This window comes from Streptomyces roseoverticillatus (assembly GCF_000719265.1).
Taxonomy (GTDB): Bacteria; Actinomycetota; Actinomycetes; order Streptomycetales; family Streptomycetaceae; genus Streptomyces; species Streptomyces roseoverticillatus.
Window position 1 is genome coordinate 97,153 of sequence record NZ_JOFL01000002.1, and the last position, 13,843, is coordinate 110,995.

General features: G+C 71.3%; 16 protein-coding genes. 6 read left to right on the plus strand and 10 right to left on the minus strand.

Annotation, left to right across the window (positions count from 1 at the left end):
* Positions 1-5: 5 nt before the first annotated feature.
* Positions 6-863: a type I methionyl aminopeptidase gene (gene map / locus IF61_RS0102665; protein ID WP_030364545.1), complete on the minus strand. Its 858-nt coding sequence runs from the start codon at positions 861-863 to the stop codon at positions 6-8.
* Positions 864-931: 68 nt separating this feature from the next.
* Here map and IF61_RS0102670 point away from each other — a divergent pair, with 68 nt between their 5' ends.
* Complete coding sequence (locus IF61_RS0102670; protein ID WP_030364546.1) at positions 932-1,180, plus strand: hypothetical protein; 249 nt, start codon at positions 932-934, stop codon at positions 1,178-1,180.
* A gap of 102 nt (positions 1,181-1,282) precedes the next feature.
* Here the strand turns inward: IF61_RS0102670 and IF61_RS0102675 are convergent, their stop codons facing one another.
* Positions 1,283-2,611 carry an MFS transporter gene (locus tag IF61_RS0102675; RefSeq protein ID WP_052392348.1) on the minus strand — a complete coding sequence of 443 codons (1,329 nt, stop codon included), beginning with the start codon at positions 2,609-2,611 and terminating at the stop codon, positions 1,283-1,285.
* Between the two features lie 71 nt (positions 2,612-2,682).
* The gene (locus IF61_RS0102680; RefSeq protein ID WP_030364548.1) at positions 2,683-3,318 is read right to left on the minus strand and encodes a hypothetical protein; all 636 of its coding nucleotides are present in this window, start codon (positions 3,316-3,318) and stop codon (positions 2,683-2,685) included.
* Between the two features lie 188 nt (positions 3,319-3,506).
* Between IF61_RS0102680 and IF61_RS0102685 the strand changes: the two genes are divergently transcribed.
* Genes IF61_RS0102685 through IF61_RS0102690 form a run of 3 tightly spaced genes read left to right on the plus strand, consistent with a single transcriptional unit; the run spans position 3,507 to position 4,994 of the window.
* Positions 3,507-4,319: a helix-turn-helix domain-containing protein gene (locus tag IF61_RS0102685; protein ID WP_245684376.1), complete on the plus strand. Its 813-nt coding sequence runs from the start codon at positions 3,507-3,509 to the stop codon at positions 4,317-4,319.
* Complete coding sequence (locus tag IF61_RS33860; RefSeq protein ID WP_078659930.1) at positions 4,316-4,567, plus strand: DUF397 domain-containing protein; 252 nt, start codon at positions 4,316-4,318, stop codon at positions 4,565-4,567. Before IF61_RS0102685 ends, IF61_RS33860 begins: the two co-directional genes overlap by 4 nt.
* A gap of 37 nt (positions 4,568-4,604) precedes the next feature.
* Positions 4,605-4,994 (plus strand): helix-turn-helix domain-containing protein, encoded by a 390-nt coding sequence (locus tag IF61_RS0102690; protein ID WP_030364550.1) that lies wholly within the window; start codon positions 4,605-4,607, stop codon positions 4,992-4,994.
* A 48-nt stretch (positions 4,995-5,042) separates the two neighbouring features.
* On the opposite strand, the gene IF61_RS0102695 is transcribed toward IF61_RS0102690, so the two are convergent.
* From IF61_RS0102695 to IF61_RS0102710, 4 genes are all read right to left on the minus strand, one after another.
* On the minus strand, positions 5,043-5,657 hold the full coding sequence (locus tag IF61_RS0102695; RefSeq protein WP_030364551.1) for a ClpP family protease: 615 nt from the start codon (positions 5,655-5,657) through the stop codon (positions 5,043-5,045).
* A 12-nt stretch (positions 5,658-5,669) separates the two neighbouring features.
* On the minus strand, positions 5,670-6,311 hold the full coding sequence (locus IF61_RS0102700; RefSeq protein ID WP_030364552.1) for a ClpP family protease: 642 nt from the start codon (positions 6,309-6,311) through the stop codon (positions 5,670-5,672).
* Between the two features lie 113 nt (positions 6,312-6,424).
* The gene (locus tag IF61_RS0102705) at positions 6,425-7,636 is read right to left on the minus strand and encodes an MFS transporter (RefSeq protein WP_030364553.1); all 1,212 of its coding nucleotides are present in this window, start codon (positions 7,634-7,636) and stop codon (positions 6,425-6,427) included.
* Between the two features lie 42 nt (positions 7,637-7,678).
* Positions 7,679-8,305 (minus strand): DUF2867 domain-containing protein, encoded by a 627-nt coding sequence (locus IF61_RS0102710; RefSeq protein ID WP_052392349.1) that lies wholly within the window; start codon positions 8,303-8,305, stop codon positions 7,679-7,681.
* A 105-nt stretch (positions 8,306-8,410) separates the two neighbouring features.
* On the opposite strand from IF61_RS0102710, the gene IF61_RS0102715 reads away from it, so the two are divergent.
* A complete protein-coding gene (locus tag IF61_RS0102715) occupies positions 8,411-8,968 on the plus strand; it encodes a TetR/AcrR family transcriptional regulator (RefSeq protein ID WP_030364555.1) in 558 nt (185 codons plus the stop codon).
* 42 nt (positions 8,969-9,010) lie between these two features.
* Here IF61_RS0102715 and IF61_RS0102720 read toward each other — a convergent pair whose 3' ends face one another.
* From IF61_RS0102720 to IF61_RS0102730, 3 genes are all read right to left on the minus strand, one after another.
* Entirely contained in the window at positions 9,011-9,946 is a 936-nt protein-coding gene (locus IF61_RS0102720; RefSeq protein WP_397945238.1) for an endonuclease/exonuclease/phosphatase family protein, read from the minus strand.
* 375 nt (positions 9,947-10,321) lie between these two features.
* Positions 10,322-10,978 (minus strand): TetR/AcrR family transcriptional regulator, encoded by a 657-nt coding sequence (locus IF61_RS0102725; RefSeq protein ID WP_030364557.1) that lies wholly within the window; start codon positions 10,976-10,978, stop codon positions 10,322-10,324.
* Positions 10,975-12,603, minus strand: coding sequence for an MFS transporter (locus IF61_RS0102730; RefSeq protein ID WP_030364558.1), 1,629 nt, complete (start codon positions 12,601-12,603; stop codon positions 10,975-10,977). The genes IF61_RS0102725 and IF61_RS0102730 overlap by 4 nt, the downstream gene beginning before the upstream one ends.
* A 248-nt stretch (positions 12,604-12,851) precedes the next feature.
* Between IF61_RS0102730 and panB the strand changes: the two genes are divergently transcribed.
* On the plus strand, positions 12,852-13,724 hold the full coding sequence (panB, locus tag IF61_RS0102735) for a 3-methyl-2-oxobutanoate hydroxymethyltransferase (RefSeq protein WP_030364559.1): 873 nt from the start codon (positions 12,852-12,854) through the stop codon (positions 13,722-13,724).
* The last annotated feature ends 119 nt before the right edge of the window (positions 13,725-13,843 follow it).

Here is a 13,843-nt window from a genome sequence, read left to right on the forward strand (position 1 = left end):
CAGGGTTACGGGAGAGTGAGGACCTCCGCACCCGTGTCCGTCACCACCAGCGTGTGCTCGAACTGCGCCGTCCGCTTCCGGTCCTTCGTGACGACCGTCCAGCCGTCCTCCCACATGTCGTACTCGTACGTCCCGAGCGTCAGCATCGGCTCGATCGTGAACGTCATGCCGGGCTGGATCAGGGTGTCGTGGTGCGGGCTGTCGTAGTGCGGGACGATCAGGCCGGAGTGGAAGGACGAATTGATCCCGTGGCCTGTGAAGTCGCGGACGACGCCGTAGCCGAAGCGCTTGGCGTACGACTCGATGACCCGGCCGATGATGTTGATCCGGCGGCCCGGCTTGACCGCCTTGATCGCGCGGTTCAGGGCCTCGCGCGTCCGCTCGACGAGCAGGCGCGACTCCTCGTCCACGTCACCGCACAGGTACGTGGCGTTGTTGTCGCCGTGGACGCCGCCGATGAACGCCGTCACGTCCAGGTTCACGATGTCGCCGTCGCGCAGGACGGTCGAGTCCGGGATGCCGTGGCAGATGACCTCGTTGATCGACGCGCACAGCGACTTCGGGTAACCGCGGTAACCGAGCGTGGACGGGTAGGCGCCGTGGTCGCACATGTACTCGTGCGCGACGCGGTCCAGCTCGTCCGTCGTCACGCCCGGGGCGATCAGCTTGGCCGCCTCCTCCATCGCCTGCGCGGCGATGCGGCCCGCGACGCGCATCCGCTCGATCGTCTCCGCGTCCTGGATCTCCGGGCCGGAGTACGGAGTGGGCGCCGCCTTCCCGACGTACTCGGGCCGCGCGATGGAGGCGGGAACGGGGCGGGTGGGGGACAGGGTCCCCGGCGTGAGAAGCGACTGGCCAGACATGTCAGCGAGTGTATCCAGGGCCCATCGGGGAGCATGTGGGCGAGAGAACGGATGTGAGGGAGATCCCGATGGCCCTGTTCAAGAAGCGCCCCGAGGGCAAGCCGGGCGAGTGGTACTACTGCCTGAAGCACGGCAGGGTCGAGGAGGGCCCCGAGTGCCGTGCCGCGGACCGGCTGGGCCCCTACGGCACGCGTGGGGAGGCGTCCCACGCGATGGAGACGGCGCGCGAGCGGAATGAGGAATGGCGGACGGATCCGCGCTGGAACGACGACGTCGACGGTGTCGGCGACGCCGGTGAGGGCCCCAAGGCGGGCTGAGGAGGGTCCGGCGCCGCCGGCGGCGGGGGTCCCCGGGGCGGAGCCCCGGAATCTCTCCCGCCGCAACGGCGAGCAACCCCCCACCGGGTGGCCCGGCGGTGCCTAAGCCGCCTCAGCCACCGCGTCCGCGGCCTTCAGCCGGCGCATCCGCGCCGCATGCTCGTCCGTCCGCTGGTCGTACGACATCAGCTTCGGCAGCGATACGGCCAGCAGCCCCACCGACGCCACGCAGGCCAGCCCGCCGGCCCACACCGAGGCCCGCACGTTCGTCAGGGACGCCATGCCGCCCGCCCGGACCTGGCCCAGCTGCGGCCCGACCGAGTACGAGAGCATCTCGATCCCGGCCAGCCGGCCCCGCAGCTCGTCCGGGATCGTCTGATCCCAGATCGCCGAGCGGAACAGGCCGCTCACCATGTCGCAGCCGCCCGCCACCGCCAGGAACAGCAGCACCAGCCACACGTTGCCCAGCCAGCCCGCGACGGCCATCGCAGCGCCCCAGCCCAGCGCCGCGTAGACGACCATCCGGCCGTGCCGGTGCACCCGCGACGCCCAGCCGCTGGTCAGGCTCACGACGAGGGATCCCACCGCACCGGCCGCGTACATCAGGCCCAGCGCCCACGGCGCCCCCAGATCATCCGCAAGGAACGGGAAGATCGCCGTCGGGAAGGCGAACAGCATCGCCGCCATGTCGATCACGTACGTGCCGAGCAGCTCCTTGCGGCTCCACGCGTACTGCGCGCCCTCCAGGATGCCGCGCAGCGACGGCTTGTCGGCGGCGTGCGAGGCGGGGGAGGGGGCCAGCCCGAAGAGCAGCACGGCGGAGACCGCGTACGAGACGACGTCCAGCGCGTACGCCCACTGCAGGCCCGCGAACGCGATCAGCACGCCCGCGAGGGACGGGCCGGCGATGGCGCCGACCTGCCAGCGCATCGAGTTCAGCGCGATCGCCGCGGGCAGCTGGTCGTGCGCGACGACGCGCGGCACGATCGCCTGCATCGCCGGTCGCTGCAGCCCGCTCAGCGCGCTGACCAGCGCCGCGACCACGTACAGCGGCCACAGCATGGGGTGCGGCAGGAGCGTGTTCAGCAGCAGGAGCGCGGAGAGGACGCCGAGACCGGCTTCCGTCCACAGGATCAGCTTGCGCCGGTCGAGGGCGTCGGCGAGCGCGCCGCCGTACAGCCCGAAGACCACCAGCGGGACCAGCTCGACCACCCCGACCGCGCCGACGGCCAGAGCCGACCCGGTCAGCTCCTTGATCTGCAGCGGCACGGCGATGAACGTCAGGAACGTGCCGAAAACGGTGACGAGACCCGCCACCCACATGCGGCGGAAGTCACGGGAGGCGTGCCACGGCGTCAGATCGGGCAGCAGGGCACGGAGCCGCCGGGGGGAGGAAGGGGAAGAGGGAGGAGGGGGGTCTTGCGCAGTCACGGGAGACCATGGTCCATAAGCGGAGGATCGGCAGCAAACGCTTTTTCGAACCAGGCCCTCCGCTTTACGGCCTACCAGCGGGGCGGAGGCGGCGCCGTCAGCTGATCGGCGAGCCGCGCCAGCCGGTCCCGGAACCGCCGCCGCCCGCCGCGCGGCGCGGGCAGCCCGTTCTCCCCGGCCGCCGCGCTGACCAGATGCTGCACGGTGTCCAGATCGAGCTCCGTCCTCGTCGAACACGGCGCGGGCGGCGGCACGGCCAGCTGGTCGTGCGCGAGCGCCCGCAACTCCGCCCCCGCCTCGGCGGGCGCCCCGTCCAGCGACAGCACGGTCGCCCCGCCCCGCCGCGCGTCGTGCACCCGCTCCAGGAGCCCGCCCCCCGGCTCGTCCGCGGTCACCACGAGGAGGGTTTCGCCCCGCCGCGCCGCCTCCAGCCTGCCCAGGCCGACGGACAGGTGCGCGGGAACGCCCGGCGGCACCTGGTGTCGCACCAGCGTGGGCGACAGCTCCGGCAGCCCCGACCACGCCGCCTCGTCATCCAGATGCGCCGCCAGATGCCACGGCTCGTACCCCTCCGTCCCCACCAGCAACAGCCCCCCGTGCCGCCGCGCCACCGAGGCCCGCAACGCCCCGGCGAACCGGCGCGTGTCCTGCAACCACTCGGTCCCGGCGAGCACTTCCCTCAGCAGCGCGACCCGTACGGCGTCCATGGGTGGGAGCGTTGCGCAAGCACGCGGGCAGAAGGGGGAGTTACGGGGATTCTCACCCGTATGCGGGGTACGGTTCGTTGTGGCTCGTTCACCCACACGTGCGAAGTGGGTTCGAACCCGGCTTGTACCGGCCTTGTCCGCCGTAGCGTCCGCTGATACGGACGAGGTACGGGAAGGGGCGGGGAAGCGTGAACGACAGTGTGCTCTCTCAGCCGCCGATGGCATGGCGGCTCTGCGGGAACCAGGTCAAGCTGTGGAGGACGGAGGCGGGCGTCACCCGCGAGGAACTGGGACGCGAGGCGGGGTACGGGGAGGAGACGGTCAAGTCGATGGAGCAGGGGCGGCGACGCCCCACGCCGGAGTTCCTCCTGGCCGCGGACCAGATGTTCGGCGCGCGGGGGAAGCTGATCGCTACGCAGGAGTACCTGCAGCCGGATCCCTTCGTGCCGTACGCCAAGGACTTCATGGTGTACGAGGCCGAGGCGCTGGCCATCAACTCGTTCCAGCCCCTCCTCATTCCGGGGCTGCTGCAGACCGAGGACACCATGCGCACCCTTTTCAATACGCATTGGCCCCCCGTTGATGACGAGTGGGTCGAGGAGAAGGTAAAGGGGCGTCTTGCGCGGCAGGCCATCCTCAAGACGCAAACCAAGATGTTCACCTTCGCCATTGGTGAGCCTGCACTGTGCAATACCCTGGGCTGCCCCGAGGCGCACAAGCGGCAACTGCTCCACATGCTTGAGGTGGGCGAGCAGCGCAACGTCGTCATCCAGGTCGTGCAGTTCAACTCCGCTTCTGCAGCACTCGATGGATCCTTCCTCGTACTGGAGACGCCCAAGCACGAACGCATCGCGTACGAAGAGGGGCAGACCGGCAGCCTGCTGCATTCGAACCCCGAGAAGGTCAGTGCCCTTGTCCACCGCTATGCGATGATCGCCCAGTCCGCCCTCAGCCCTGAGGAGTCGGCCAAATTCATTAGGGAGCTGGTGGAAAGGCTGTGATACCTGATCTGGCGTGGTTCAAGTCCAGCCACAGTGGCGGCGCGGGTGGGGAATGCGTCGAAGTCGCTCTCCCCTGGCGCAAGTCCAGCCACAGTCAAGGCGACGGTAGCGAATGCGTCGAAGTGGCCACGCTTCCCCGCACCGTCCGCATAAGGGACTCAAAGCAGGCGCAGGGACCCCAACTGGCCGTTCCGGCCGCCGCCTGGGCCCAGTTCGTCCGCGATTTCGCCGGGGGCGGAACCGTTTAACGTCCCCGAACCGCTGCCGCCCTTCTACGCTGAGCTGGTGACCAGCCAAGCGCCAAAGACAGCCGCGGCCGCCGCCCGCGTCATCCCCCTGCGTCCCGCCGGGGAGCCCCTCTCCAGGGAGCCCCTCTGGCGGGACGTCGTAGGAGACGTGCTCCGTCGCGAGCGGCTGGCGCAGAAGCGGACGCTCAAGGACGTGGCCGACGCCGGGCGGATCTCCATGCCGTACCTCTCCGAGGTGGAGCGGGGGCGCAAGGAGGCGTCGTCCGAGGTGCTGGCCGCCGCCGCGCAGGCGCTCGGCCTGAGCCTGGCCGAACTCCTCGTTCTCGTACACAAGGAGCTCATCCGGCTGGCCAGCCGTACGTACACCCATGTGCAGCCCGCCCATGCCCACCCCGCCCGGCAGGGCGAAGTGCGGCTCGCGGCTTGACAAGGCAACGGCGGCCGCACACCCCCGTGGTGCAGCCGCCTCTCCACCTCAGGCGGCAGCCGGCACCGGCAGCGCCCGCCGGCTCAGGACCTCGTCGGCGAGCCCGTACGCCACTGCCTCCCGCGCGGTGAAGATCTTGTCGCGGTCCATGTCCGCGCGGAGGGACGCCACGTCGTGGCCGGTGTGCCGGGAGAGGACCTCTTCCACTTCCGAGCGGATCCGGAGCATCTCCTTGGCTTGGAGGGCGAGGTCGGAGACGGTTCCCTGCCGGCCACCGCTCGCCGGCTGCCCGAGCAGGATCCGCGCGTGTTCGAGGACGAACCGCCTGCCCGGGTCGCCTCCGGCGAGGAGCACCGCCGCGGTGGAGGCGGCCTGGCCGACGCAGAACGTCGAGATGGGGGCCTGGACGAACGTCATCGTGTCGTAGATGGCCATGAGGGAAGTGAAGGATCCGCCCGGCGAGTTGATGTAGAGGGCGATCTCGGTGTCCGGGCTGGACGATTCGAGGTGCAGGAGCTGGGCGATGACGACGTTGGCGACGCCGTCGTCGATCTCCGTGCCGAGGAAGATGATGCGTTCGGACAGCAGCCGGCTGTAGACGTCGTAGGCCCGCTCCCCGTTGGGGGTGCGCTCGACCACGGTCGGGATCGTGTACTGGCTCATATCGTCAGGTCCTCAGAGTCCGATGCGTCGCTTGGTACCGGCCGGGCGGACGTCGTCCAGGGACGCGACGACGTGGTCGACCATGCCGTACTCCTTGGCCTGCTGGGCGGTGAACCACCGGTCGCGGTCGCTGTCGCGGGAGATGGTCTCGTGGGTCTGGCCGGTGTGCTCGGAGAGGAGGCGCTCGACGGTCTTCTTCGTGAATTCGAGGTTTTCCGCCTGGATGGCGATGTCGGCGACGGTGCCGCCGATGCCGGCGGACGGCTGGTGCATCATGATCCGCGCGTTGGGGAGGGCGTAGCGCTTGCCCGCCGTGCCGACGGTGAGGAGGAACTGGCCCATGCTGGCGGCGAATCCCATGGCGAGGGTGGAGACGTCGTTGGGGATGAGCTGCATCGTGTCGTAGATGGCCAGCCCGGCGGTTACGGACCCGCCGGGGCTGTTGATGTACAGGCTGATGTCCGTACGGGGGTCCTCGGCGGACAGGAGAAGCAGCTGCGCGCAGACGCGGTTGGCCGAGACCTCGTTGACCTCCGTGCCGAGGACGACGATGCGCTGCATGAGGAGCAGCGAGGCGAGGTGGTCGTCGAAGCGGGTTGCCGCCGGTGACGGGTCGCCGTCGGTGGCGCGGGGTTCGAGGGCGAGTGGGGACATGGGACCTCCTGGGCCGGGGAGCGGTGGACGATGTCCTCCCACTCTCCGGACACCGGCACCGCCCCGACAGCTTTCTCTGCCCCCGGCAGATTCGCCGACGGCAGAGCGGGTCCCTACGCCACCCGGTCCGGGGCCGGAGCCCGGTTCGTCTCGCCGCCGGCGACCACCCTCGACGGCTCCCTGCCGTCGCGGTCGAGCGCGCCCGACACCACCGCGCACAGCAGGCCCGCCGCGGCGAGGGCCGCGCCGACCAGGGTGGGGGAGGTCCAGCCCCAGCCCGCGGAGATGGCGATGCCGCCGAGCCACGCGCCGCCCGCGTTGGCGAGGTTGAACGCGGAGTGGTTGGAGGCGGCGGCGAGGGTGGGGGCGGACTTGGCCTTGTTCATGATCAGCATCTGCAGGGGGGTGCTGGTCATGGAGCCGGCGGCGCCGATCAGGACCACGGTCGCCAGCGCGGCCCACTTCACGTGCACCGTGAAGTCGAAGAGGACCAGGACCGCCGCGAGCCCGGCCAGCGCCCCGTACAGGGTGGGGCGCAGGGCGCGGTCGGTGAGGGGGCCGGCGGCGAGCACGCCCAGGGTCATGCCGGTGCCGAACAGGGCGAGCACGAACGTGACGGAGGTTTCGGAGAAGCCCGTGACCTCGACGGCCATCGCCGACAGGTAGCTGTAGACGGCGAAGACGCCGGCGAAGCCGAAGACGGTGGTCAGCAGGCCGAGCAGCACCTGGCGGCCGCCGAGCGCGCGCAGCTCGCGGGCCAGGCCCGCGCCCTGCTCGTGCGGCAGGTCGGGGATCAGCCGGGCGAGTGCGGCCATGGCGGCGAGGCCGATGCCGGTCACGACGAGGAACGTCGCGCGCCACCCGAGGTGCTGGCCCAGCAGCGTCGCCGCCGGGACGCCGACGATGTTGGCGACGGTCAGGCCGAGGAACATCATGGCGACGGCCCGCGCCTGCCGCCCCTCGCCCGCGAGGCGGGCGGCGACTACGGAGCCCACGCCGAAGAACGCGCCGTGCGGCAGCCCGGCCAGGACCCGGCCCGCGACGAGCGTCCCGAAGGTGGGGGCGAGCGCCGAGGCCAGGTTCCCGAGCGTGAAGACGCCCATGAGCAGGATCAGCATCCGCTTGCGGGGGATGCGCGAGCCGAGCGCGGTGAGCAGCGGGGCGCCGAAGACGACGCCGAGGGCGTAGGCGGAGACGAGGTAGCCGGCGGTGGGGACGGAGGTCCCCAGGTCGTCGGCGACGTTGGGCAGGAGGCCCATCATCACGAACTCGGTCGTCCCTATGCCGAAGGCCGAGACGGCGAGCGCCAGCAGCGCCACGGGCATGAGGAGGCCTTTCGAACGGGGGTGCGGGGCAAGCCCTCCAGCCTACGGGATGGCCCCGTCGCGTCCGTCCCCGCTGCCACCGCCCGCGCTCCTTTCGCCCGCGCTCTCCTCCCACCCGCGTCCGATCATCCGGAGCAGCGCCGGATACACCCCCACGTACCGGAAGGCCTTGATGCCCGCCATGTACACGGCGCCGAACAGCCCGTTCGGCTTCACCAGGACCGCCATCTGGGCGTGGTAGCCCCCGGACCCGTCCGGGACCCAGCCCAGGTGCAGCACCCCCCGGCAGGTCTCGTTGGACATCTCGGCCGCCCACTCGTCGTGCGTCTGGTAGACGGAGGTGAACTTGCGGAAGTCGGGGCCCCGGAGGCCCTCGCGGAGGTCAGTGGGCAGCCGGTCCCGCAGCCCCGCCTGCCGCTCGCCCACGCCGGTGCCGGGCTTGTCCCAGCCGAGCAGCGCCCCGAGCTTCCAGCGGACGGCGAAGAGCGTGCGCGCCACGGGGGAGTCGACGTAGTCCCCCTTCCTGGTCGAGAACTGCTCCACCAGGTGCGCGAGGTCGTCCGGGCCGCCCGGGGTCGGGAGCGCCCAGACGTCCTCCACACGGAAGTCGTGGGCGATCTCGTGGATGCGCCAGGGGCGGGAGGTGTGTGCGGTGGCCGGCAGCCTCATGATCGGTCCCCCATCTGTGCGATCTATACGATGCCGTACAGGTCAACGGTAGACCCGTCTATACGGTGCCGTATAGGCGGGGGTCACGTGAGGGGAGACACAGCCATGGGCGCCATTCGCACGCCCCGCGACAAGTGGATCGAGGAGGGGCTGCGGGCACTCGCGGAGGGCGGCCCCGAGGCCGTCCGGATCGAGTTGCTCGCGCAGGCCCTCGGCGTCAGCAAGGGCGGCTTCTACGGCTACTTCCGCAACCGGGACGCGCTGCTCGCGGAGATGCTCGACACGTGGGAGCGCGAGGTCACGGAGGTGGTGATCGAGCAGGCCGAGGGCGGCGGGGGAGACGCCCGCGCCAGGCTGGCGCGGCTGTTCGCGATCGTCGCGGCCGCCGACGGGACGCTGCAGAGCGTCGCGGCCGAACTCGCGATCCGCGACTGGGCCCGGCGCGACGAGGCCGTCGCCGAGCGGCTCCGGCGCGTCGACAACCGGCGCATGGACTACCTGCGCTCGCTGTACCGCTCGTTCTGCGCCGACGAGGACGAGGTCGAGGTCCGCGCCCTGCTCACCTTCTCCTCGCGGATCGGCACCCGCTTCATGGCCGCCGACCACGGGGGCCGCAGCCGCGAGGAGGTCATGCTGCTGACCAGGGAGTGGCTCCTGAAATAGCCACTGCCACTCCCCGGGGGGGGGGATCGGGGAGAGGACGGCTCAGATCTTGACCCGGGCGGCCACCGGCAGGTGGTCGCTCTTCGTCGCCGGCAGCGTCCACGCCGAGACGGGGTCCATCCCGCGCACCATGATCTGGTCGATCCGGGCCATCGGGAAGCTCGCCGGCCAGCTGAAGCCGAAGCCGTCGCCCGCGGCGCCCTGCGCGGACCGCAGCTGCGAGGTGACGGGGGCGAGGGAGCGGTCGTTCATGGTGCCGTTGAGGTCACCGAGGAGGACGACGCGCTTCTCCGGCTCCTGGGCGATGGCCCGGCCGAGCGCCTCGGCGCTGCGGTCGCGCTGCCCGGCGGTGAAGCCGGCGTTGAACTTCACGCGCACCGACGGCAGGTGCGCGACGTACACGGCCACCGGCCCCTGGGGCGTGCGGACGGTGGCGCGCAGGGCCCGCACCCAGCCGAGCCGGATGTCGACGGGCTGCACCAGCTCCAGCGGGTACTTGCTCCATATGCCGACCGTGCCCTGCACGGAGTGGTACTTGTACGAGTCCGCGAGCGCCTTCTCGTAGCGCGAGGTGTTGGTGAGCTCTTCCAGGGCGACGATGTCGGCTCCGGAGCGGGCGACGGCCCGGGCGGTGGCGGCGGGGTCGGGGTTCTCGGCGTTCACGTTGTGCGTGGCGACCGTGAAGTTGCCGCCCTTGGCGGTCTTGTCGCTCAAGAGGCCGCCGAAGAGGTTCACCCACGTGACGACCGGGAGCAGCAGCGCGACGAGCGCGGTCGCCGACCGGCGCACGAGCGCGAGGACGAACAGGACCGGGATCGCGAGGCCGAGCCAGGGCAGGAACGTCTCGGTCAGACTGCCGAGGTTGCCGATCTTGTTGGGGAGCTGGGTGTGCAGGAGCATCAGCAGCCCCAGCAGGGCGGCGATGACGGCGAGGACGATGCCGCGCCGCCAGACGTTGCGGTCCCGCCACTGGTCCATGAGGCGCCGGGCCCCGGATCCGGTCCGCTCCGGACCGGTCCCGTCTCGGCCCGTCTCCTGCATGTACGCCTGCGCCATCCGTCGTCCTCAACTCTTCATCCGCTGCGGCCCCGCCCACCAGACCTTAGGTGATCACCCGGTGGGCGTGGCATGCGCCGCTTCCGCTTCTTGCCGGGCACCCGTGGAGGGGGTGTCACAAGGGAGGACGACGCCCCGGCGGAACGGGGTTCCGGTCCGGAGATCCACAGGGCGTGCTGTGACAGAACGGGCATATTCGCAGGTGCGGCATGGGCAGGCGCTCAGCGTGGACGCACGCAGGTGCGGCATGAGCAGGTACTCGGCGCGGACGCACGCAGGCGCGGCATGAGAAGGCGCTCAGCGCGGACGCACGCCCTCCAGCACCGCGTCGACGATCTTCCCCGGGAGGTCCTCCGGCAGCTCCGCCCGGTCGTGGAACATCGCCCGCGACAGCATGGGGCTGACGATGAGGTCGCCCATCAGCTCGACGTCCAGGTCGGAGCGGAGCTCGCCGGTGGCCGCGCCGCGCCGCAGGACGGCGTGGACCGCCTCGCGGCGGACCCTGACGACCTTCTCGTGGTACTCCTGCCAGAGCCCGGGATGGGCCTTGACCTCGGCGAGGACGGTGCGCAGGACGGCGGAGGAGCGCTTGGCCAGCCCGCGCCGCCGCAGCGTCTCCAGCAGCGTCACGAGGTCGTCGCGCACGGACTCCCCGGCGAGCTCGGGGGCGTCGTGCTCCAGGGAGCGCATGACGTCGAGCATCAGCGCCTCCTTGCCGGCCCAGCGGCGGTAGACCGTGGCCTTGCCGACGCCGGCCTCGCGCGCGATGCGCTCCATCGACAGCTCGCCGAGGCCGGCGCCCTCTTCGAGGAGGCGCAGGACGGTCTCGACGACAGCGGTGCCGACGGCGGCGTTACGGGGCCGGCCGCGCCGCTCGACCGCCCGGGGCGCGGCCGCCGGGGCCGGTGCCGGTGCTGCAGCAGCGGCTGCAGTAGTCGCCGTGGTCTCCGTCATGCTCCCGCCCCCGCCTGCTCCTTCTGCCCGTCCGGCCGCGCGGCCCCCGCCGCCGGGCGCACCGCTCCCCGCTTGGGCAGGAACAGCGCGACCACGACCGCGCCGAGCAGCGCCGACGAACTGGCGCACAGGACGGTGACGTGCATGGCGTGGATGAACGCATCGTTGGCCGGGCCGATGAGCGCCTTGCCCTGCGGGCCGAGCCGGGCCGCGGCGTTCAGCGTGGCCTCGATGGACTCGCCCGCCGCGTGCCGGGCCTCCTCGCTCAGGCCGGGCAGGGAGTCCAGCCGGGCGGAGATCCCGTCGCGGTACGTCGTGGACAGCACGGAGCCGAGCACGGCGATGCCGAGCGCCCCGCCGAGCTGCCGGAAGGTGTTGTTCACGGCCGAGCCCGAGCCGGCCTTGTCGCGCGGCAGCGACTGCATGATCGAGACGGTGGCGGGCGGCATGATGTGCGCCATCGAGGCGCCCTGGAAGAACAGCAGGACCTCCAGCACCCACACCGGGGTGTCCTGGTCGAGCAGCAGGAAACCGGCCATGGTCGCGGCGACCATCACCATGCCGCCCGTGCAGACGACGCGCACGCCGAGCTTCGCGACGACGCGGCGGACGCGTACGGCGAAGAACATGTGGGCCGCCGCCAGCGGCAGCATCAGCAGCCCGCTCTGCAGCGGGGTGAAGCCCCGCACGCTCTGCGTGTAGAAGACGGTGAAGAACGTGACGCCCATGAGGGCGAAGAAGACCAGCGCGATCGAGGAGACCGCTGCGGAGAACGCCGGCTTGCGGAACCAGCGAACGTCGAGCGCGGGGTGCCCGGAGCGCCGCTCGTGCAGGACGAAGAGGGCCAGGATCAGCAGGCCTCCGCCGGCCGTGCCGTAGACCTCGGGATCGGTGAAGTCGGCGAGCTGGCCGCCCTTGATGATGCCGTAGACCAGCAGGACCAGGCCCGCGACGGACAGCACCACGCCGAGCGGGTCCAGGCGGCCCGGCTTCGGGTCCTTGGAGTCGGGGACCAGCAGGGACATCGCGATCACGGCGGTGATCACGATGGGCACGTTCACGAGGAAGACCGAGCCCCACCAGAAGTGGTCGAGCAGGACGCCGCCCGTGATCGGGCCTATCGCGACGGCCAGGCCGACGGCGCCCGCCCAGATGCCGATGGCCTTGGGCTGCTCCTCGCGCTCGAAGACGTTCACGATGATGGCGAGCGTGGCGGGCATGACGAACGCGCCGCCGAAGCCCATGACCGCGCGGAAGGCGATCAGCTCGTGGGGCGAGCCGGAGAGCGCCGAGAGCACGGACCCGATGCCGAAGACGGCCATGCCGAAGAGCAGGACCTTCTTGCGACCGAGCCGGTCGCCCAGCAGGCCGGCCGTGAACAGGATCCCGGCGAAGACGAGGGTGTAGGAGTTTATGGCCCACTCGAGCTCGCTCTGCGTGGCGCCGAGGCCCGTGGGGGCGGGGGTGGCGATCGTCTTCATCGCCACGTTCAGGATCGAGTTGTCCAGCACCACGATGAGCAGGCTGAGCAGCAGGACGGCCAGGATCGCCCAGCGTCTGCGGTGGACCGCCTCGGGGACCCGGGGCGGTGCGGCGGGGGAGGCGCCGGAGGGATCGGTTGCCATGCCGACCAGCCTAGATCTTTTTTCGATACGGGCCCGTCTCGTATTGGAAAACCTTTACCCGGATCCGTCGAACGGGCGTGCGTCCCGCCGTAGTCCCGCCGCTGCCACCGTTGTCCCTCCCCCGTCCTTCCCCGTCCTTCGCCGTCCTTCCCCGCCCTTTCCCGTCCGCAGGCGGCGTGTCAGCATGGAGACGATCCGGGGACGCCGTCAGGGCGCCTCGAGACGACACATCACAGGAGCACACCGCCATGACGACGACGCCTGCCCAGAACGCCTCCGACAGCAGCCGCGATCCCAAGGCGCTGTACGGGGGCACCAGCTCCCGGCGCATCACCGTCCGCGACATCGCCGCCGCCAAGGCGCGCGGCGAGAAGTGGCCCATGCTCACCGCCTACGACGCGATGACCGCCTCCGTCTTCGACGAGGCCGGCATCCCCGTCCTCCTCGTCGGCGACTCCATGGGCAACTGCCACCTCGGCTACGAGTCCACGGTGCCCGTCACCATGGACGAGATAGCCGTCCTCTCCGCCGCGGTCGTACGCGGCACCAAGCGCGCCCTGATCGTCGCCGACCTCCCCTTCGGCTCCTACCAGGAAGGGCCGGTCCAGGCGCTGCGCAGCGCCACCCGGCTGATCAAGGAGACCGGTGCGAGCGCGGTCAAGCTGGAGGGCGGCGAGCGGTCCGCCGAGCAGATCAAGCTGCTGGTCGACGCCGGCATCCCCGTGATGGCCCACATCGGCCTCACCCCCCAGTCCGTCAACGCCTTCGGCGGCTACCCCGTGCAGGGCCGCGGCGAGGAGGCCGCGCAGCAGCTGCTGCGCGACGCCAAGGCCGTGCAGGACGCGGGCGCCTTCTCCGTCGTCCTGGAGCTCGTCCCGGCCGAGCTGGCCGCCGAGGTCACGCGCACGCTGCACATCCCGACCGTCGGCATCGGCGCGGGCTCGGAGTGCGACGCGCAGGTGCTGGTGTGGACGGACATGGCCGGCATGACCCCGGGGCGCGTGCCGCGCTTCGTGAAGCAGTACGCCCAGCTGCGGGAGGTCCTCGGCGGGGCGGCCCGCGCCTTCGCGGAGGACGTGGTCGACGGCGCGTACCCGGCCCCGGAGCACGCGTTCCACTAGGCGTGGGCCCCCGTCGCCTTCACGGTGCGGGGTGGCCACGTCTCCCTTCCGCCGCCGCGGTGCTCAGCCCCCATGGTGCTGTCCGGCGTCGCCGAGCCCGGCTGCGGGCAGGTTCGGCA